Raw genomic sequence first — 19,292 nt, forward strand, 5'->3', positions numbered from 1 at the left:
TAATGTGCGGCTCTCACCGGGCGTGACCCGGTTCTACTGTGTCCCGGAGATTCCATGCCCAGCGTTAAAGTCCGCGAGAACGAGCCCTTCGAGTTTGCGCTCCGTCGCTTCAAGCGCACCTGCGAAAAGGCCGGCGTGCTGGCCGAAACCCGCAAGCGCGAGTTCTATGAAAAGCCGACCCAGGAGCGTAAGCGTAAGGCTGCCGCTGCTGTGAAGCGTCAGCTGCGCCGTTCGTCGCGCGACGTTACCAAGCGTCAGCGCCTGTACTGATCGGACGCAACTTCGATACGGCGGGCCCTGGCCTGTCGTGACGGAGCCGAAGCCGGAACGCGCGAGCGTTACCGGCTTTTTGCGTTCCAGCGCTTCGGCGCCCCGCTTCCCATTTCCACCGACACGAGGTGTTCCCATGAGCCTGAAGCAGCAGCTCACCGATGACATGAAGGCCGCCATGAAGGCCGGCGAGAAGCACCGCCTGGGCGTGATCCGCCTGATGAACGCCGCGATCAAGCAGCGCGAAGTCGATGAGCGCATCGAGCTGGATGACGCCGCCGTGCTCGCCGTGCTGGAAAAGATGGTCAAGCAGCGCAAGGACTCGGTCACCCAGTTCGAGGCCGCCGGTCGCGAAGACCTGGCCGTGATCGAGCGCGAGGAAATCGTGGTCATCGACCAGTACCTGCCGGCCAAGCTGGGCGAAGCCGAGATCGTGGCCGCCATCCAGGCCGCCATCGCCGAAACCGGCGCGACCACCCCCGCCGACATCGGCAAGCTGATGGGCGCGCTCAAGCCGCGTCTGGCCGGCCAGGCCGACATGGGCCTGGTGTCCAAGCTGGTCAAGCAGCAGCTGGCCGGCTGATCCCGCCGCCACGCCGCCTATGAAAAGGCCCGCATTTCGCGGGCCTTTTCAGTTTCAGCAGGTCCGCTGTCAGGAGGCCTGGCGGCAATTGCGCAGTGTCATCGAGCTTTCCTCGATCGAACTGATCTCGCCTTCCAGCTTGGCCCAGTCGCGCTCGCGCAGCATGGTGAAGTTGGCGGCCTGGTCAGACGCGAATTCGCAGCGGATGGTGTAGTTGTTGTTGTTGTAGCTGTCGCTCTGGCGGACGCGCAGCAGGCCGCGGGTTGGCGTGACCAGATAGTTGATCGAGCCGATGTCACCAGGCTTGGTCGAGTACGTGTTGGGATTGACGGTATAGATCTGGCCGTCGATCTGGTAGCGCCGCCCCACATACTTGGCGTATAGCGGCAGGAACGTGGCCGAACGGTCGCCCTTGTCTTCCTTGTTGGTGGTGGTACCCAGCATCAGGTCCTTGAAGGCACCGGCACTGCGGTACAGGGCCATCGTGTCTTTGACTTCCTTGCCCATCATCTTGGACAGATCCGGGGCCGCCACGGCCTCCATGGCCGGCATGGGGTACTGGGTGCGTCCCGCTGCAGCAACCGCGTCGCCCTGGCTGCCCGCCTTGAGCTTGTCCAGCATCCCGCACATCGACTGCTTGGCCGCCGCCGGCTCGACCGACTGGCCCCGGGCCAGCTTGGTCGCCAGGGTGACCCGACCGGTACGGTCGGCGGTGCCCACCAGTACCAGCGGGGTGCGCAGCCCTTTGCGCTGGATCAGGTACTGGTCGCCGGTATCGCCCTGCACCAGCTGACCAGCGACTTCGAATTCGTCATCGCCGCCAATCTTGCGCAACTGGTCCAGCGCGCTCTGCACCTTCAGGCCCGGTACGGTGACATCGGCCATGTAAAGCGCACCGTTGCGCGCGTCCCCTACCGTCTTGAAGGCCTTGTCGCAGGCCCCGGCGGCCATCGCCGGACCTGCGGCCGCCAACAGCGCCATCGTCGTGTAGACCATTCCTTTCATGAAGCGTCCTTTCTGCTGTGAAGGTGGAAAACCGGGAAAAAGGATAGCGCGATATCCGTCAAGATCCTGACGTGACCGGACCACTTCACCCGGTGCAATCCGTCGATTTGCTAGAACGGGGGGCCTCGCTTCCGACCTGATGCCGTCCATGCACCCGCCGAGCCACTCCCTCTCCAGGATCCGCAAGCACATGGCGCGGCTGGAGCAGAGCTTCCCCGCCGTGCTGCTGCGCCGCTTCATCGATGCGGACGTTATGACCCAGGCCGCTGCGCTGGCCTTCTACGCCCTGCTCTCGATGGCGCCGCTGCTGGTCCTGCTGCTGTGGCTGACCGCCTCGCTGTATCCCCCGGCGCAGCAGGCGCTGCTGGGCCAGATCAACGATGTGGCCGGCACCAGTGCCGCCTCGGTGGCCGAAACCGTGCTCAGCAACGCCAACAACCAGCCGGACATCGGCACGCTGGCGGGGGTCTGGAGCACCTTGTTGCTGTTCATCGGCGCCACGGCGGTGTTCGCCCAGCTGCAGAACGCCCTGAACCTGATCTTCAACACCAGCGGCGAGCGCCTGGATGGGATCGTGGCGTGGCTGCGCAAGCGCGTGTTCTCCTTCGGCGTGGTCCTGGCGCTGGGCTTCCTGCTGATCCTGTCGATGACCGCCACCACCATGCTGCAGGTGGTCTTCGCGCACCTGCCCTCGGTCCTGCCGGCGATCGGCTATCTCACCAGCCTGGCGCTGTACACGGTGGGCTTCGCCTTCCTCTACCACTACCTGCCCGACCGCCGCGTGGCGTGGCGACAGGCCTTCATCGGCGGTGCGATCACCTCGGCGTTGTTCGCGCTGGGCCGTTATGGCATCGGCCTGTACATCGCCACCGTCGCACCGGGCAGCGCGTATGGCTCGATGGGCGCCCTGGTGATCTCGCTGGTGTGGATCTACTACGCCACCGTGGTGTTCTTCGTTGGTGCACTGATGACCTCGGTGATCGATGAGCGCCTGCGCGCCCATGCCGTCCTCGCCCAGGCCGGTGTCGCGCCGCCGAAACCGGGCGAAACGGCCGGCAGCTAGTAGACTAGCGGCACCCCCGCTTCCGCGCGTGGCCGTGACCGGCCATGCCCCCGCCTGCTGCCCATGGCCCGTATCCCCGACGCATTCATCGACGACCTGCTGGCCCGCTCCGACATTGTCGAGGTGGTGGGCAGCCGCGTGCCGTTGAAGCGCCAGGGCAAGGAATACGCCGCGCGGTGCCCGTTCCATGACGAGCGCTCGGCCTCGTTCACGGTCTCGCCGACCAAGCAGTTCTATCACTGCTTCGGCTGCGGCGCGCATGGCACGGCGATCAGCTTCCTGATGAATTACGACCGCCTCGAGTTTCTCGATGCGGTCGATGAGCTGGCCAAGCGCGTGGGCATGGAAGTGCCGCGCGATACCCAGCCGCGCACCGCCCAGCAGCAGGACGACAGCCGCGATCTGTACTCGGCCCTCGATGCGGCCACGCGCTTTTTCCAGACCGCGCTGAAGGGCAGCGACAAGGCACGCGCCTACCTGGACCAGCGCGGTGTCGATGAAGAAAACCGTGAGCGCTTTGCCATCGGTTACGCACCGGACGGCTACAGCGCGTTGAAGGATGCACTGGGCAAGGACGAGCGCCGGATGAAGCTGCTCGACCGCGCCGGCCTGTTCTCCAAGAACGACCGCGGCCACGTCTACGACAAGTTCCGCGACCGGGTCATGTTCCCGATCTTCGACCGCCGTGGCCGCGTGATCGCCTACGGCGGTCGCGTGATGGAGAAGGACGACGGCCCGAAGTACCTCAACTCGCCCGAGACCGCGCTGTTCCACAAGGGCCGCGAGCTGTACGGCCTGTGGCAGGTACGCCAGGCCAACCAGAAGATCGAGCGGCTGATCGTCGTCGAGGGCTACATGGATGTGGTCTCGCTGTTCCAGTTCGGGGTTACCCAGGCAGTGGCCACGCTGGGCACGGCGACCACGCCGGACCACGCCGAGCTGCTGTTCCGCAACGCGCCGGACGTGTTCTTCTGCTTCGACGGCGATGCCGCCGGCCGTCGCGCCGGCTGGCGTGCGCTGGAGTCGGTGCTGCCGCGCATGAAGGACGGCCGCCAGGCATTCTTCCTGTTCCTGCCCGACGGCGAGGACCCTGACACGATCGTGCGCAAGGAAGGCCGCGAGGGCTTCGATGCACGCCTGCAGCAGGCCACGCCGCTATCGCAGTTCTTCTTCGATGAGCTCACCCGTGAGGTCAACATGGGTACGCTTGACGGCAAGGCACGCCTGGCCGAGCGGGCCAAGCCGATGCTGGCGCAGATTCCCGATGGCGCCTTCGGCGACCTGATGAAGCAGCAGCTGACCACGCTGACCGGCCTGGGTGCCAAGCCCAGCGCATCCGCGGCTCCTTCGCGGCCGCCACAGCGCGCGGTCGCACCGGCACAGCGCCGCAGCCTGGTGCGTGCGGCCATCGCGATCCTGCTGCAGCAGCCCTCGCTGGCGATGACCCTGGAAGGCCACCACTTCACCGGCCTGCGCCTGCCCGGCATCGAACTGCTGACCGAACTGCTGACCCTGGTCGAGCAGCGCCCGGACATCAGCACCGGCGCGCTGCTGGAGCACTTCGACGGGCGCGAGGAACAGGACGCGCTGCACAAGCTGGCCGCACAGACCCTGCCCGGCGACGAGGCAATGTGGACCCAGGAACTGCATGACGCCGTGGCCCAGCTGGAGAAACAGCTGCTGATGCAACGTCTGGATGAGCTTCAGGCAAAGCAGAGCCAGCAGGGTCTGGACGATACTGACAAGTACGAGCTGCGCGAACTGCTCAAGGCGCGCAGCACCCTCCGCTTCTGACCGACGGAGCCGCCGTGGCATCCCACATCGCACGTTCCACCGCACCGATCGTCCGCTGGCTCCGCGCTGGCGTCATGGCCGCGCTGTTCGCGCCGTGCCTGCCCACCTGGGCGGCGGAACTGCCATTCGCACAGCCACGGCCGCAGCTGTACACCGCCGGGCAACCCAGCGCTGCCGAGCTGCAGCAGGCGGCCGCGGCCGGGATCACCACCGTGATCGACCTGCGCCAGCCCGACGAGGCGCGTGGCTTCGATGAAACCGCCGCGGCCGAGCGCCTGGGCCTGCGCTACGTGCGCATTCCCGTTGCGGGTGCCGCCGGCCTGACCGACGCCAACGTGCAGGCGCTGCGTACCGCCCTGGCGCAGAGCCAGGGCCCGGTGCTGCTGCACTGCGCCTCCGGCAACCGCGCCGGTGCATTGCTGGCCGTGCTGGAGGCGCGTGACGGTGCCTTGGTGGACCAGGCGCTGCAGTTCGGCCGCGAGGCCGGCATGACCTCGCTGGAAGCGCCGACCCGTGTCCTGCTGGAGCAGGACGCCGCGCGTTGACCCCGCTCTTCTTCTCCCGCCCACTTCCCTGCTCTACAGGAGCCTGCCCACCATGACCCGCTGGTGGTCGCGCCTGCGACCGGACAACTTCACCCTCGCCCTGCTCTGCACCGTGCTGCTGGCGTCCTTCCTGCCGATGCACGGCGCCGCCGCGATGGTCCTGGACGATGTCACCGACGTCGCCATCGCCGCACTGTTCTTCCTGCACGGCGCACGCCTGCCGCGTGAGTCGATCGTCGCCGGCCTGCTGCACTGGCGCCTGCACCTGACCATCCTGGCCTGCACCTTCGTGATGTTCCCGTTGCTGGGGCTGATGTTCAAACCGCTGGATGGCTGGCTGCTCACCCCCGAGCTGTACATCGGCGTGCTGTTCCTGTGCGCGCTGCCGTCCACCGTGCAGTCCTCGATCGCGTTCACCTCGATCGCCCGTGGCAACGTCCCGGCGGCCGTGTGCAGCGCCTCGCTGTCGAGCATCCTCGGCGTGTTCCTGACCCCGCTGCTGCTGGCCCTGCTGGCCGGCACCGAAGGCGGCATGCACAACCCCGGCCAGGCCATCGTCAGCATCATGCTGCAGCTGCTGGTGCCGTTCGTGGCCGGCCACCTGCTGCGGCCCTGGATCGCCCGCTGGGTCGAAAAGCAGCGCGCCCTGCTGCGCTACACCGACCAGGGCACGATCCTGCTGGTGGTCTATTCCGCCTTCGGCGAAGCGGTGAGCGAAGGGCTGTGGAGCAAGACGCCGCTGTTGTCGCTGCTCAGTGTGGCCGTGGTGGCAGCAGTACTGCTCGGCATCGCGATGCCGCTGATCCGCTTCATCGCGCGCCGGTTGGGCTTCAACCGCGAAGACGAGATCACCATCCTGTTCTGCGGCTCCAAGAAGAGCCTGGCCACCGGCGTGCCCATCGCCAAGGTGCTGTTCGCCGGGGGCAGCCTCGGTGCGATCGTGCTGCCGATCATGATCTATCACCAGATCCAGCTGATCGTCTGCGCGATGATCGCGCAGCGGTATGCGCGTGATCCTGTGGAACCGACGCCCGTCACCCGGCAGGACTGAGACGGCAATACTGCAGCCTGCGCGGCCTCGTCACGCAGGCCGCAGAGCCAGCCCTAGGGCGCCGTCAACGTGCCGACGCTGAGTCCGGGCAGGAACACCACCAGATCGTACTGCCGATCCTGGTCGGTACTGAGTTCGGGATCACGTGGTGCGCGCTCGATCAGCGGCAGCGCGCGGCAAGGCTGCACGCAGGCCCAGAAATGACCGCGCAACGCCTCCAGGCGCACGCTGTACAGCGGCAGATCCAGCAGGTGGGAGGCCATCCTGCGCTGCTGCATCTCCGGTGGCGCATCTGCGGGCGGCCTGCGCATCGCATGCACGTTGCCGGTCAGCACCAGCATCCGGGCGCCGAGCGGCAGCGCGTTGAACTGCTGGTGCAGATGCGTGGCCATGGCGGCGTCGCGCGCCTCGTTGCCGTTGGACGCTCCGCTCTCCACGTCATAGCCGGTGACGCCCACATTGCGTCCCTGCGCGCGCAGCGATCGAATGGATTCGATCAGGTCGAGCATGTCGCGGCTTCGCCGTCCGTCATGCTGGTTATCCTTGACGGACCAGAACGGGGTGGTCCGCAGTGCTTCACGCGCATCAGGATCACCGTTGGAGCGCAGGTAGCGCGCGAGCGCGACGTTCTCGCTCATCGGCATCTCCAGTCCCAGCTGAACCGCGGCGTTGTCGCGGCTGTAGCGCTCCACCAGATCGGCCACGAGCCGCGGCGTTTCAGCGGTGCCGTGGTACTCGCCGAGGACGATCAGGCGCGCATCGCCTGCATGCTGGATGATCTGCGCAGCCGTGTCCTCCACTCGCGCTACCGGTGCCGGTGCCGCATTCGCCGCACCCAACGCCATGCCGATCACCCACCCTGCCATCCAACGCCATCGCTTCATACCGTCATTCCCTGTTCGGTAGAGACGCAATGGCGACGGCGAATCACCGATTCAAGGCGGTTACTGCAACCAGGGCAGCATCCAGTGGTCCACCATCAGGAAGGCGAACAGCGCCATCAGGTAAACGATGGAGTAGCCGAACATCTTCATCGAGAAGATCTCATCCGGCGGATTCAGCATGCGCCAGGCGTACCAGAGGAAGACCGCGTTGAGCACGATCGCACCGCCCAGGTAGAACATGCCACTCATGCCGAACACGACCGGCAGGATGCTGACGATGGCCAGGGCGATCGAATAGACCATGATCGACTTGCGTGTGTACGCCACGCCATGGGTCACCGGCAGCATCGGGATCTCCGCCTTGGCGTAATCCTCGCGACGGAAGATCGCCAGGGCCCAGAAGTGCGGTGGGGTCCAGATGAAGATGATCAGCACCAGCAGCGATGCGTAGGCCCAGTCCCACGGGCCCTGCATGCCGGTGATCGCGGCCCAGCCGAGCATCGGCGGGGTAGCGCCGGCAAGGCCACCGATGACGATGTTCTGCGAGGTCGCGCGCTTGAGGTACACGGTGTAGATCACCGCGTACCCGATCAGCGAGGCAAAGGTCAGCACCGCGGTGATGACGTTGACCCAGACCACCAGGATCGTCATCGACAGCGCGATCAGCAGGCCGGCGAACACCAGCACCTGCCACGGCTTGACCTTGCCCACCACCAGTGGGCGCCACGAGGTGCGCGCCATCTGTGCATCGATGCGCGCGTCCAGCAGCTGGTTGATCGCCGCGGCGGCCGAGGCGGCCAGCCAGATGCCTAGGAAGCCGAGCGCGCCGTCCAGCGCCTGCTGCGCGGTCGGCAGCCCGGGGATGGCCAGGAACATGCCCACCAGCGCGGTGAACACGATCAGGGCGACGACCTTGGGCTTGGTCAGATCCCAGTACTGACGGTAACTGGCCATGCCGTCAGCCCGCCTGCACGGCAGGGGAGGCAGCGCCGGCCTTGCCGCCCTCGGCATCCGGCGCGCGCAGGCGCGCCAGCAGCGTCACCAGCACGAACAGCAGCGCCACCGCGCCACCGCTATGCGCGACGGCCACTTCCAGCGGCACCGCCAGCTTCACGTTGAGGATGCCCAGGGTGATCTGCAGCACCACCAGCAGGCCCAGTGCGCTCGCCCAGCCGCGCATGCTCGGCAGGCGGAACAGGCGCACCGAGAGCCACAGCAGGTACACGGCCACCACGATCGCCATCATCCGGTGTGCCATCTGGATCGCGATGCGCGAGGCGCCATCCAGCACGCCCCCTTCATAATCCACGCCGATGCCGCGCCACAGGGTGAAGCCTTCCTTGAAGTCATGCGGCGGCCACCACTGGCTGACGCAGCGCGGGAAGTTGTCCAGCGAGGCGCTGCCGCCACCGCAGGCGAGTGCGGCGTAGTTGGCACTGACCCAGCCGCCGAGGGCGATCTGCGCGACCAGCACGGCCACGCCGGCACGGATCAGCCATTTCAGCTTGGGCGCTTCGGCCAGGGTGATCGGCATGTGCGTGGCGCGCCACGCCATCCACACCAGCAGGCCGAACATCAGCATGCCGCCAAGCAGATGGCCCATCACCACGATCGGCTTGAGCAGCCAGGTGACCGTCCACATGCCGAGCAGCGCCTGGAAGATGACCACGGCCAACGTCAGCAACGCGGCGCGGGCCAGGTCGATATTGGTCCACCGCAACGCGGCGATCAGCAGGATCGCCTCGCCGATCAGGGCGATGATGCTCGCTGGGACGTGCATGCCCATCATGTACAGCGGTATCCCGGTCGCCACCAGCACACAGGCGGTGATGACCGCAGTGCTGCCCCAGCGACGGCGGCGCGTAGCCAGCAGCGCCAGGGTGAGGATCTCGATACCGAGTGCGCCGGCCAGGAAGCGGTGCACCTGCTCGCGCCACGCCTTGTGCGTTTCCAGCGGGCGGATCTTGGCGGCCTCGTGGCCGATCACTTCCTCGGCGTGCTGCGGCCAGGTGACACGGCCATAGCAGGTCGGCCAGTCCGGGCAGCTCAGGCCCGCATCGGACAAGCGCACGAACGAGCCGAACATGATCGTGCTGGCCGTCATGATCAGTGCAAACCACGCCAGACGGTGGAAATTGCGGTGCAGCACCGGGCGTGCGGAGAGGCTCATCGAACAGAACTCACTTCAGTTTCAGCAGCGTGGCCAGGTCTTTGCGCAGACCGGCCATATCGAATCCCGGCGCGTACCGCATGATCACGAAACCGTTGGGATCGATCACATACACAGGCGTGCCGGCGGCGTCATCCACGGCGGGCAAAGCGGCACGCAGGTCCGGTTGGGCGCGCAGCGCGCGCAGTGCGGGCATGCCCTGGACCTCGGCCGGCGGCGTGCCCAGCCACAGGATCTCGACATTATCCGCGTTATGGCCGAACAGCTGCCACACCTTGCCCAATCCCTGCGACAAAGTGACGCACTCGCTGGTACAGCTGGCAGACGGGGCCACCAGGATCCGCCAGGTACGTTCGTTGGGATTCCACGGGTACGGCTGGCCGTCGGCCAGGGTCGGCGGCAGCGCGCGCAGGTCCGCCGGCGGCTGCAGCAGTTGCCCGGTATTGCGGTGCGCGGTGGGCTGCCAGCCGGAGAAGCGCAGCACGCCCGCCAACGCCATGGCGCCGAAGAACACGCCGAACAGGGCGATCAGGGTCCAGCGGCCGCGTGAACGGGACGGCAGCCGTGCCGGGGAAGTGGCATTCATGGGCGGCATTTTCTCATGTTGAGCCGGTCAGCGCCGGGAAGTGCCACGCCGGCGGCGATGGCGTCGGAATTCCAGGACCAGCGCGACCACCAGCACGGTCAACGCCAGCCCGAACCATTGCACGGCATAGCCCAGATGGCGACTGGGCGGCAGTGTGTTGGGCAGCAGCTCCAGATCCCGCGCATATCCGCCTGCCAGCGCCGGATCCAACCGCAGCACGCGCGCGCCAAGGCTGCCCGGCGGCAACGACAGCGCGCGCGCCATCTCTTCCGGTGGCATCCGGCTGGCCAGCCATACGCCCGGCTCTGGCGCGGGCGACAGCGCCGGGCCCAGCGCCAGGCCGGTAGCCGGCGGCGGCGCCAGCAGGCCGCTGAGGGCCGTGGGGCCGCTATGCGGGGTGATCGGCGGGATCACACGATCCGGCGGCATCGGCAGCCAGCCCAGGTCGATCAGTACCCGTGCGCCGTCATCACTCTGGAACGGTTGGTAGACCTTGATCCCGGCCCGGCCATCGCGGGTCTGGTTGTCGAGCAGCAGCGTACCCGGCAGGAAGCGGCCGCGGTCCTCCACCCAGCGCAGCACCGGCGGTGCCGCCAACGCTTGGCGCAGGGTGAGTGACTGCGCACGCGCCGGCACCTGCTGGGCCAGCAGCGCCTCTTTTTCATGCATGCGCTGCAGTTGCCAGCGGCCGAGCTGGCAGAACGCGAGGATGACGAGTACCGCGGCGATCCAGCCGATCAGGCGTGTGTGCTTGCGCATCATGACAACGCCGGCGAAACGCGGTGATATAGGCGCACCCGCCACGCCATCGAGCCGCGCATGAATGATTCGTTGAAGACCCTGCTGGTAATCGCGTTTCTGATCGTCATCGTCTGGAATCTGGGCGCCGGGCTGTATTACCTGCTGGTCGATCGCGGCCAGACCAAGCGCACCGTCAATGCCCTCACCCGCCGCATCGCGGTGTCGGTGGCGCTGATCGTGCTGGTGGTCATCGGCATCTACAGCGGTTGGATCAAGCCCCACGGCATCGGCGGCTGAAGCCGCACCGGCGTCGATGCGGCAGGACGTCGCACCGACGCTACAGCACGTAGACGAACAGGAACAGCATCAGCCACACCACGTCGACGAAGTGCCAGTACCACGCGGCGGCTTCGAAACCGAAATGGTTGTCGCGGGTGAAATGCCCCTTCGAGGAACGCAGCCACATCACCGCCAACATGATCGTGCCGAGCAGCACGTGCACGCCGTGGAAGCCGGTGAGCATGAAGAACGTCGAGCCGTAGATGCCCGAGCCCAACGTGAGATTGAGTTCCTTGTAGGCGTGGATGTACTCCTCCGCCTGCAGGGTGAGGAAGCCCAGGCCGAGCAGCACGGTGATGCCCAGCCAGACCAGCAGCTGGCGCCGATGCCCAGCCTTGAGCGCGTGGTGCGCGATGGTCAGGGTGACACCGGAGGTCAGCAGGATCAGCGTGTTGATCAGCGGCAGGCCCCAGGCCGGAATGGTCTGGAAATGCCCGCCGATGGCCCCGGGGCCGTTGGTCGGCCACGCCGCCGAGTAGCCATCCCACAGCAACTCATTGGTCATCACCCCATCGCCTGCGCCGCCCAGCCACGGCAGGCCCAGGTTGCGGGTATAGAACAGCGCGCCGAAAAATGCGCCGAAGAACATCACCTCCGAGAAGATGAACCACACCATCCCCATCCGGAACGAGCCGTCGACCTGGCGGTTGTAGCTGCCGGCCTGCGATTCGCGCACCACGTCGCTGAACCACCAGAACAGGGTCAGCACCAGCATCGCGATGCCCGCGTAGAAGGTCCACTTGCCCCAGCTGGAATCATTGAGCCAGCTGGCCACGCCGACCATCGTCACCATCATCGCGATGGAACCGATGAACGGCCATTTGCTGTGCGTGGGCACGAAGTACACGTTCGCATCGGGGCTTTGCTGGGCCATGGTCTTGGGTCCGGTCCGGATCAGGGAGCTGCACGCGCGCCGGTCGGCAGGCTGGCCGGGGCCAACTGCGCGGACAACGCGTCGTTCTTGTAGAAGGTGTAGGACAGGGTGATCGTGGTGATGTTGGCCGGCAGGTCGGGATCGACGATGAAGCGCACCGGCATGTCGCGTTTCTCACCGGCCTGTAGGGTCTGCGCGGTGAAGCAGAAACACTCGGTCTTGCTGAAGTAGCCCGACGCCTTGGCCGGGGCCACCGACGGCACCGCGCTGCCGACCAGCGCGCGATCGCTGTCATTGCGCGCGTAATACAGCGCTTCGTTGAGCTCGCCGGGCACCACGTCCATCGTCAGCTGTTCGGGATGGAACGCCCACGGCAGCTTGGAATTCACACCGCCATCGAACTCCACCCGCACCGTGCGCTTGCCGGTGGCGGCCGCCGTACCCGCCGCCGCGCCCGGGCCACGTTCCAGGCGCACGCCGAACACCTTCTCGCAGGCGATGCGGTACAGCGGCACCAGCGAGAAGGTCAGCACGAACACCGCCAGGGCTACCCCGATCAGGCGGGGCAGGCCCGCATGACGTGCGGGCGGAGCCGGGCGCGGATCGCTCATCGCCCGATCACCCCGCTGAGGATGAAGCCGGCATAGACCATCAGCGCGACGATCCCGACCGCCCACGCGGTGCGGTGCGCGCGGCGGCGTTGCAGGGCCTGCTCATCGGGGGTGCGGAGCGTACTGGTCATGAGCGGCCTCAATGGGTGATGTCGTCATGCGCCAGATCACCCGGACGGATGGTCGGCGGCGTGGTGAACGTATGCGCCGGTGCGGGCGACGGGATCGTCCACTCCAGGCCACGTGCGCCTTCCCAGCAGCGATCGGCGGCCTTCGCGCCGTGGCGCAGGGAGTGCCACAGGATCGCGGCCATCATGAAGGGCGTGACGAACATGCCGAACGCACCGATCGAACTGATCAGGTTCCAGTCGGCGAAGGCCACGCTGTAATCCGGAATACGCCGCGGCATGCCGGCCAGGCCGAGGAAGTGCTGCGGGAAGAACAGCAGGTTCACGAACACGATCGACCACCAGAAGTGCACCTTGGCCCAGGTTTCGCTGTACATGCGCCCGGTCCACTTGGGCCACCAGTAGTACACCGCGGCGATCAACCCGAACACCGCGCCGGTGACCAGCACGTAGTGGAAGTGCGCGACCACGAAATAGGGGTCGTGGTACTGGAAGTCGGCCACCACGATCGCCAGCATCAGGCCGGAGAAGCCACCGATGGTGAACAGGATGACGAAGGCCACCGCCCACAGCATTGGCGCTTCGAAAGTGAGCGAGCCACGCCACATCGTGCTGACCCAGTTGAACACCTTCACCCCGGTCGGGATGGAGATGAGCATCGTGGCGAACATGAAGTAGATTTCGCCGCCCAGCGGCATGCCCACGGTGAACATGTGGTGGGCCCAGACGATGAAGGACAGGAAGGCGATCGCGGCGATCGCGTAGACCATGGCCTGGTAACCGAACAGCGGCTTTCGGCTGAAGGTGGGGATGATCTCGCTGACCACGCCGAACGCCGGCAGGATCATGATGTAGACCTCCGGGTGCCCGAAGAACCAGAAGATGTGCTGGTACATCACCGGGTCACCGCCACCGGCGGCGTTGAAGAAGCTGGTGCCGAAGAACTTGTCGGTGAGCAGCATCGTCACCGCGCCGGCGAGCACCGGCATCACCGCGATCAGCAGGAACGCGGTGATCAGCCAGGCCCAGCAGAAGATCGGCATCTTCAGCAGATCGATGCCGGGGGCGCGCATGTTGAGCACGGTGGCGATGATGTTGATCGCGCCCATGATCGAGCTGATGCCGGCCACGTGGATGGCGAACACGCTGAAGGCGACGTTGTAGCCGCCCTGCAGCGACAGCGGCGGATACAACGTCCAGCCACCGGCCGGTGCGCCGCCGGGCAGGAACAGGGTCAGCAGCAGCAGGCTGAAGGCCACCGGCAGCAGCCAGAACGACCAGTTGTTCATGCGCGGCAGCGCCATGTCCGGCGCGCCGATCTGCAGCGGGATCATCCAGTTGGCCAGGCCGACGAAGGCCGGCATCACGCCACCGAAGATCATCACCAGCGCATGCACGGTGGTCATCTGGTTGAAGAACTCGGGCTTGACGAACTGCAGGCCCGGTTGCGCCAGCTCAGCGCGGATGATCACGCTCATCGCCGCACCGATGATGAACATGATGAAGCTGAAAAGCAGGTAGAGCGTGCCGATGTCCTTGTGGTTGGTCGAGAAGAACCAACGCTCGAAGAACCCCTGCTGATGCCCGTGATGCCCGTCGTGGTCAACTGCGGAATGCGCCATCGCAACTACACCTCACTGTATCCGGTGGTACCCGCATCCGCCGGCTGGCGGACGCGGCTCGATTTCAGGCGTTGCTGTCTGTTGCTGCCGCGGCCGGCTCGCTGGCCGGTGACGGAGTGGTCTCGGCCGGGACGGCCGGCGCCGGTGCCGGTGCCGGTGCCGGGGCAGCCTCCGGTGCAGGGGCCGGCGCAGGCTTCTTGGAGGCGAGCCATTTCTGGTAATCCTCCTTGGAGACCGCCTCGACCACGATCGGCATGAAGCCGTGATCCTTGCCACACAGTTCGGCGCACTGACCGCGGTACACGCCGGGCTGCTCGATGTTGGTCCAGGCCTCGTTGATGAAGCCGGGAATCGCATCCTGCTTCCAGCCCAGCGCCGGCACCCACCATGCATGGATGACGTCGTCGGAGGTGATTACGAAGCGCACCTTGGTATCGACCGGCAGTACCAGGCGGTTGTCGACATCCAGCAGGTAATGCGGATGGCTGTCGCGGGTCGGCACCACGCCACTCTGGCGGACACGGTCGGACTCACGGTCCAGGCGGCTGGTGAAGCTGACGTTCTCGCCGAGGTATTCGTACTTCCACATCCACTGATATCCGGTGACCTTGACGGTCATTTCCGAATCGCGGGTGTCGTAGAACTTGATCAGATTGGCCGTGGCCGGCCAGGCCATCACCACCAGGATGATCACCGGGATCACGGTCCAGATGACCTCGGCCTTGGTGTTGTGGCTGAAGGTGGCGGCGACCGCGCCCTTGGATTTGCGGAACTTGAAGATCGCGTAGAACAGCGCGCCGAATACCAGCACCCCGATCACGGTACAGACCCACAGCGAAAACAGGTTGGACTCCCACGCCAACCGCGAGCTCTGGGTCACCCCCTTGCCCATGTTCAATTGCCACGGTTTGGGGTCGGCCGCCTGGGCCCACGCCATGGCCGGCGCCAGCAGCGCGGCCCCGCTCAACACTGACTTCCCGAACGTCCTGCCCCACTTTCTGCATTGCTTCATTGCCTAGACCCTTAGCGTCGTCGGTTGCGGCCGTCAGTGGCCGCGAGCAAGCCTTCTAGTTTCTGAGCCAGTACCTGGCGTTCGGCCGGTGCGAGGAAGCTCCCCACGTCCACCTGCCTACCGCTGGATGCCAGCCGGACTCTGCGTTCGTCGGCGATCAGCCTCACCCAGTGCGGGTGGGCGCTGAACACCGGCGAATGCCCGGGTGCGGGAATCACTTCCACGCACGCCGGCACTACCCGGATCTCTTCCTGCCGTTCTCCACTGCGCCACACCGTGCGCAGCGCCACTGCCAGCAACACGCTGTACAGCAGAGCAAACACGGGGGCGAATACGTTGCCGGTGAACCAGCCCAGGCCGGCCGCCAGCCACATCACCCCCGCCAACACTGCAAACAACAGGACGAACTGCCGGGCATCGAGCGCCCGTGGGGGACGCAGCCGCAGTTGCGTCCCTGATCCGTCCGGAGCGATGAGCACCTCGATCATGTCGCAACCGCGTTTTTCCTGCCGCGGGAAACGTCTCGATGGTAGCCCCGCTCTCCAGCGAGTAGCAAGGGTCCATTCACAGTTTCAGGAATGTTGCAACACAGCATCGGCTGCGGCGGCCGTTTTGACGAAATCGGCACAATAAATACCAGCCGGGTCGAATCCGCCGAATCCCCCTGTATGAAAGGCTATGCGCCGCATGGGCGCAGCCACGGAAAGCACTTGACTCCCCCAAAAAACGATTAAAATGGTCAAGTTCTCCACGAGCCGACCGGCATGACTGCATCCTCTGTCCTTCCCCCTGCCCCGGCATCGTCCGGCGCCGCCCGCCCGCCGCTGCTCTCTCCTGAGCTGCCAGCCGTTCCCAACGCGTTCCGCCAGGCGATCACCGATGCCTGGTTGAAGGACGAGGCCACCCATGTGCGCGAGCTGCTGGAGCAGGCGCGCCTGCCCGCCGCCGAACAGGCCAGGGTGCAGGCCACCGCCGCCGACCTGGTCAAGCGGGTGCGCGTGCGTGCCCAGGACCAGGGCGCGATCGAAGCCTTCATGCGCCAGTACGATCTGGGCAGCGAGGAAGGCGTGCTGCTGATGTGCGTGGCCGAAGCGTTGCTGCGCATTCCGGACCAGGAGACGGCCGACAAGCTGATCCGCGACAAGCTCGGCGACGCGGACTGGAAGAAGCACATGGGCGGCAGCGACTCGGTGCTGGTCAACGCCTCCACCTGGGGCCTGATGCTGACCGGCCGCCTGGTCCAGATCAACGATGCCACCCGCGCCGATGTGCCGGGCGCGTTCAAGCGCCTGATCGGTCGCGTGGGTGAGCCGGTGATCCGCCTGGCCGTGCGCCAGGCGATGAAGATCATGGGCCACCAGTTCGTCATGGGCCGCACCATCGACGAAGCGCTGTCGCGCTCGCACAAGGGCGACAACGCCAGCTACCGCTATTCGTTCGACATGCTCGGCGAAGGCGCGCTGACCATGAAGGACGCCAAGCGTTACCTGGAGGATTACCGTCGCGCGATCCACTCGATCGGCGGTGACCACAAGGCCCGCGGCGGCCGCCCGGACGGCGATGTCAATTCGGCACCGGGCATCTCGATCAAGCTCTCCGCGCTGTACCCGCGCTACGAGCATGCCAAGCGCGCACGCGTGATGGCCGACCTGGTGCCGGGCGTACTGGAACTGGCTCAGCTGGCCAAGTCCTACGGCATCGGCTGCACCGTCGATGCCGAAGAGACCGACCGCCTGGAGCTGTCGCTGGACATCATCGAGACGGTGGTCAGCGATGCCTCGCTCGCCGGCTGGGAAGGCTTCGGCGTGGTCGTGCAGTCGTACCAGAAGCGCACGCCGTACACGATCGACTACCTGGCCGATCTGGCCCGCCGCATCGGTCGTCGCCTGCAGGTGCGCCTGGTCAAGGGCGCGTACTGGGATGCGGAAATCAAGCGTGCACAGATCGAGGGCCTGCCGGCGTACCCGGTGTTCACCCGCAAGCAGAACACCGACGTGTCCTACCTGGCCTGCGCCAAGCGTCTGTTCACGCACAGCGATGCGATCTACCCGATGTTCGCCACGCACAACGCGCACACCATCGCCGCGGTGCGGGCGATCGCCAAGGGCGGCCAGTACGAGCACCAGAAACTGCACGGCATGGGCGATGACCTGTATGCCGAAGTGGTGCCGGCCGATCGCCTGAACGTGCCGTGCCGCGTGTATGCGCCGGTGGGTTCGCATGAAGACCTGCTGCCGTACCTGGTGCGTCGCCTGCTCGAGAACGGCGCCAACTCCAGCTTCGTCAACCGCATCACCGACGAGAACGTGGCCATCGACGACCTGATCCGCGATCCGGTCGAGGTGGTCTCCTCGTTCGCGTCCATCCCGCATCCGAAAATCCCGCTGCCGGTCGATCTGCTGCGCAGCCAGAACCATGACAGGAAGAACTCCATGGGCGTCAATCTCGCCAACGACAACGATCTGCGCGCCTTGGCCGAGCAGCTCAACGCGGCCGTGCCCGCGCCGGGTAAGAGCGGGTGGCATGCCGCGCCGCTGGTGCCCGGTGCCAACCCGAGCGCTGCGCTGTTGAACGTGACCAACCCGGCCGACACCCGCCAGGTCGTCGGCCAGTGGCAGCCGGCCGACAGTGCCACCGTGGAGAAGGCCCTGGCCAACGCCGTGGCCGCGCAGCCGGCCTGGAACCGCACCCCGGCCGCCAGCCGCGCCGCGATCCTGGAACACGCGGCGGACCAGCTCGAAGCGCGCCTGCCGGAGTTCATGGCACTGTGCGTCAAGGAAGCTGGCAAGAGCCTGCCCGACGGTATTGCCGAAGTGCGCGAAGCGGTCGACTTCCTGCGCTATTACGCCAAGCAGGCACGCGAGCAGTTCGGCCATGCCGAAAAGCTGCCGAGCCCGACCGGTGAATCCAACGAACTGCAGCTGCATGGCCGCGGTGTGTTCGTCTGCATCAGCCCGTGGAACTTCCCGCTGGCGATTTTCCTGGGCCAGGTCAGCGCCGCGCTCGCCGCAGGCAACAGCGTTATCGCCAAGCCGGCCGAACAGACCAACCTGATCGGCTACTACGCGGTGAAGCTGCTGCTCGACGCCGGCGTGCCCGAAGGCGTTGTGCAGTTCCTGCCGGGCGACGGTGCGACCGTCGGCGCTGCCCTGACCGCCGACCCGCGCGTGGCCGGCGTGGCCTTCACCGGCTCGACCGATACCGCCCGTGCGATCAACCGTGCGATGGCCGCGCGCGACGCCGCGATCGGTGTGCTGATCGCCGAAACCGGCGGCCAGAACGCCTTCATCGCCGACTCCTCGGCGCTGCCGGAACAGCTGGTCAAGGACGCGATCGGGTCGGCCTTCACCTCGGCCGGCCAGCGCTGCTCGGCCGCGCGCGTGCTGTTCGTGCAGGACGACATTGCCGACAAGGTGATGACCATGCTGTCCGGCGCGATGGCCGAGCTGAAGGTCGGTGACCCGGGCCTGCTCTCCACGGACGTCGGCCCGGTGATCGATGCCGATGCCCTGCAGATCCTCAAGGACCATGCCGTGCGCATGGAGAAGGAAGCGCGCCTGATCGCCGCCGCCTCGCTGAGCGACGAAGCGGCACACGGCACCTTCTTCGCACCGCGTGCTTACGAGCTGAAGAACCTGGATCAGCTGCACAGGGAAATCTTCGGACCGGTGCTGCACGTGATCCGCTGGAAGGGCGACCAGCTCGATGCGGTGATCGACCAGATCAACGCCACCGGCTACGGCCTCACCCTGGGCGTGCATTCGCGCATCGATGAAACCGTGGACCGCATTTCCTCGCGCATCAACGTGGGCAACGTGTACGTCAACCGCAACCAGATCGGCGCGGTGGTCGGCGTGCAGCCGTTCGGCGGCCAGGGCCTGTCGGGCACCGGCCCGAAAGCCGGCGGTCCGCACTACCTGCTGCGCTTCGCCACCGAAAAGACCGTCACCGTCAACACCACGGCGGCCGGCGGCAATGCCTCGCTGCTGACCCTGGGCGACTGATTCCCGGCGT

The 19,292-nt window shown here is 66.3% G+C and carries 20 protein-coding genes; 8 read left to right on the top strand and 12 right to left on the bottom strand.

From position 1 onward, the window contains the following. Positions 1-54: 54 nt before the first annotated feature. Both rpsU and HMPREF3113_RS06700 read left to right on the top strand, forming a co-directional pair. Positions 55-270, top strand: a complete 216-nt coding sequence (gene rpsU, locus HMPREF3113_RS06695) for a 30S ribosomal protein S21 (protein ID WP_002808376.1) — start codon at positions 55-57, stop codon at positions 268-270. A 136-nt stretch (positions 271-406) separates the two neighbouring features. Beyond that, a complete protein-coding gene (locus HMPREF3113_RS06700; RefSeq protein WP_070426478.1) occupies positions 407-853 on the top strand; it encodes a GatB/YqeY domain-containing protein in 447 nt (148 codons plus the stop codon). A gap of 69 nt (positions 854-922) precedes the next feature. Here HMPREF3113_RS06700 and HMPREF3113_RS06705 read toward each other — a convergent pair whose 3' ends face one another. Further along, a complete protein-coding gene (locus tag HMPREF3113_RS06705; protein WP_235318883.1) occupies positions 923-1,858 on the bottom strand; it encodes a hypothetical protein in 936 nt (311 codons plus the stop codon). Between the two features lie 139 nt (positions 1,859-1,997). Here HMPREF3113_RS06705 and HMPREF3113_RS06710 point away from each other — a divergent pair, with 139 nt between their 5' ends. From HMPREF3113_RS06710 to HMPREF3113_RS06725, 4 genes are all read left to right on the top strand, one after another. Then, entirely contained in the window at positions 1,998-2,921 is a 924-nt protein-coding gene (locus HMPREF3113_RS06710) for a YihY/virulence factor BrkB family protein (protein WP_070471539.1), read from the top strand. A 63-nt stretch (positions 2,922-2,984) separates the two neighbouring features. After that, the gene (dnaG, locus tag HMPREF3113_RS06715; RefSeq protein WP_019185985.1) at positions 2,985-4,715 is read left to right on the top strand and encodes a DNA primase; all 1,731 of its coding nucleotides are present in this window, start codon (positions 2,985-2,987) and stop codon (positions 4,713-4,715) included. A 74-nt stretch (positions 4,716-4,789) separates the two neighbouring features. Continuing rightward, positions 4,790-5,260 (top strand): protein tyrosine phosphatase family protein, encoded by a 471-nt coding sequence (locus HMPREF3113_RS06720; protein ID WP_070471553.1) that lies wholly within the window; start codon positions 4,790-4,792, stop codon positions 5,258-5,260. A 52-nt stretch (positions 5,261-5,312) separates the two neighbouring features. Beyond that, on the top strand, positions 5,313-6,311 hold the full coding sequence (locus HMPREF3113_RS06725; RefSeq protein ID WP_019185987.1) for a bile acid:sodium symporter family protein: 999 nt from the start codon (positions 5,313-5,315) through the stop codon (positions 6,309-6,311). A gap of 53 nt (positions 6,312-6,364) precedes the next feature. Here the strand turns inward: HMPREF3113_RS06725 and HMPREF3113_RS06730 are convergent, their stop codons facing one another. The 5 genes from HMPREF3113_RS06730 to HMPREF3113_RS06750 form a co-directional block, all read right to left on the bottom strand. Then, positions 6,365-7,156, bottom strand: a complete 792-nt coding sequence (locus HMPREF3113_RS06730) for a TraB/GumN family protein (RefSeq protein ID WP_254665252.1) — start codon at positions 7,154-7,156, stop codon at positions 6,365-6,367. Between the two features lie 99 nt (positions 7,157-7,255). Then, on the bottom strand, positions 7,256-8,149 hold the full coding sequence (gene cyoE / locus HMPREF3113_RS06735) for a heme o synthase (RefSeq protein ID WP_046272851.1): 894 nt from the start codon (positions 8,147-8,149) through the stop codon (positions 7,256-7,258). Between the two features lie 4 nt (positions 8,150-8,153). Beyond that, positions 8,154-9,365 (bottom strand): COX15/CtaA family protein, encoded by a 1,212-nt coding sequence (locus tag HMPREF3113_RS06740; RefSeq protein WP_070471541.1) that lies wholly within the window; start codon positions 9,363-9,365, stop codon positions 8,154-8,156. Between the two features lie 10 nt (positions 9,366-9,375). Then, positions 9,376-9,951, bottom strand: a complete 576-nt coding sequence (locus HMPREF3113_RS06745; RefSeq protein WP_026070219.1) for a hypothetical protein — start codon at positions 9,949-9,951, stop codon at positions 9,376-9,378. Positions 9,952-9,978: 27 nt separating this feature from the next. Further along, positions 9,979-10,713: an SURF1 family protein gene (locus HMPREF3113_RS06750; protein ID WP_070471542.1), complete on the bottom strand. Its 735-nt coding sequence runs from the start codon at positions 10,711-10,713 to the stop codon at positions 9,979-9,981. Positions 10,714-10,770: 57 nt separating this feature from the next. Here HMPREF3113_RS06750 and HMPREF3113_RS06755 point away from each other — a divergent pair, with 57 nt between their 5' ends. Beyond that, complete coding sequence (locus HMPREF3113_RS06755; RefSeq protein WP_019185993.1) at positions 10,771-10,989, top strand: twin transmembrane helix small protein; 219 nt, start codon at positions 10,771-10,773, stop codon at positions 10,987-10,989. A gap of 40 nt (positions 10,990-11,029) precedes the next feature. Here the strand turns inward: HMPREF3113_RS06755 and HMPREF3113_RS06760 are convergent, their stop codons facing one another. From HMPREF3113_RS06760 to HMPREF3113_RS06780, 6 genes are all read right to left on the bottom strand, one after another. Further along, entirely contained in the window at positions 11,030-11,905 is an 876-nt protein-coding gene (locus HMPREF3113_RS06760) for a cytochrome c oxidase subunit 3 (protein WP_019185994.1), read from the bottom strand. A gap of 20 nt (positions 11,906-11,925) precedes the next feature. Further along, complete coding sequence (locus HMPREF3113_RS06765) at positions 11,926-12,516, bottom strand: cytochrome c oxidase assembly protein (RefSeq protein ID WP_019185995.1); 591 nt, start codon at positions 12,514-12,516, stop codon at positions 11,926-11,928. Then, positions 12,513-12,647 (bottom strand): hypothetical protein, encoded by a 135-nt coding sequence (locus tag HMPREF3113_RS19100; RefSeq protein WP_261798216.1) that lies wholly within the window; start codon positions 12,645-12,647, stop codon positions 12,513-12,515. The genes HMPREF3113_RS06765 and HMPREF3113_RS19100 overlap by 4 nt, the downstream gene beginning before the upstream one ends. Before the next feature lie 8 nt (positions 12,648-12,655). Next, on the bottom strand, positions 12,656-14,266 hold the full coding sequence (ctaD, locus tag HMPREF3113_RS06770) for a cytochrome c oxidase subunit I (RefSeq protein ID WP_070471543.1): 1,611 nt from the start codon (positions 14,264-14,266) through the stop codon (positions 12,656-12,658). Positions 14,267-14,330: 64 nt separating this feature from the next. Next, a complete protein-coding gene (gene coxB / locus HMPREF3113_RS06775; RefSeq protein WP_070471544.1) occupies positions 14,331-15,278 on the bottom strand; it encodes a cytochrome c oxidase subunit II in 948 nt (315 codons plus the stop codon). Positions 15,279-15,289: 11 nt separating this feature from the next. Further along, entirely contained in the window at positions 15,290-15,766 is a 477-nt protein-coding gene (locus HMPREF3113_RS06780) for a DUF2244 domain-containing protein (RefSeq protein ID WP_019185999.1), read from the bottom strand. A 276-nt stretch (positions 15,767-16,042) separates the two neighbouring features. On the opposite strand from HMPREF3113_RS06780, the gene putA reads away from it, so the two are divergent. Continuing rightward, the gene (putA, locus tag HMPREF3113_RS06785; RefSeq protein ID WP_070471545.1) at positions 16,043-19,282 is read left to right on the top strand and encodes a bifunctional proline dehydrogenase/L-glutamate gamma-semialdehyde dehydrogenase PutA; all 3,240 of its coding nucleotides are present in this window, start codon (positions 16,043-16,045) and stop codon (positions 19,280-19,282) included. The last annotated feature ends 10 nt before the right edge of the window (positions 19,283-19,292 follow it).

The sequence above is a fragment of the Stenotrophomonas sp. HMSC10F06 genome, from assembly GCF_001807865.1.
Lineage (GTDB): Bacteria > Pseudomonadota > Gammaproteobacteria > Xanthomonadales > Xanthomonadaceae > Stenotrophomonas > Stenotrophomonas bentonitica_A.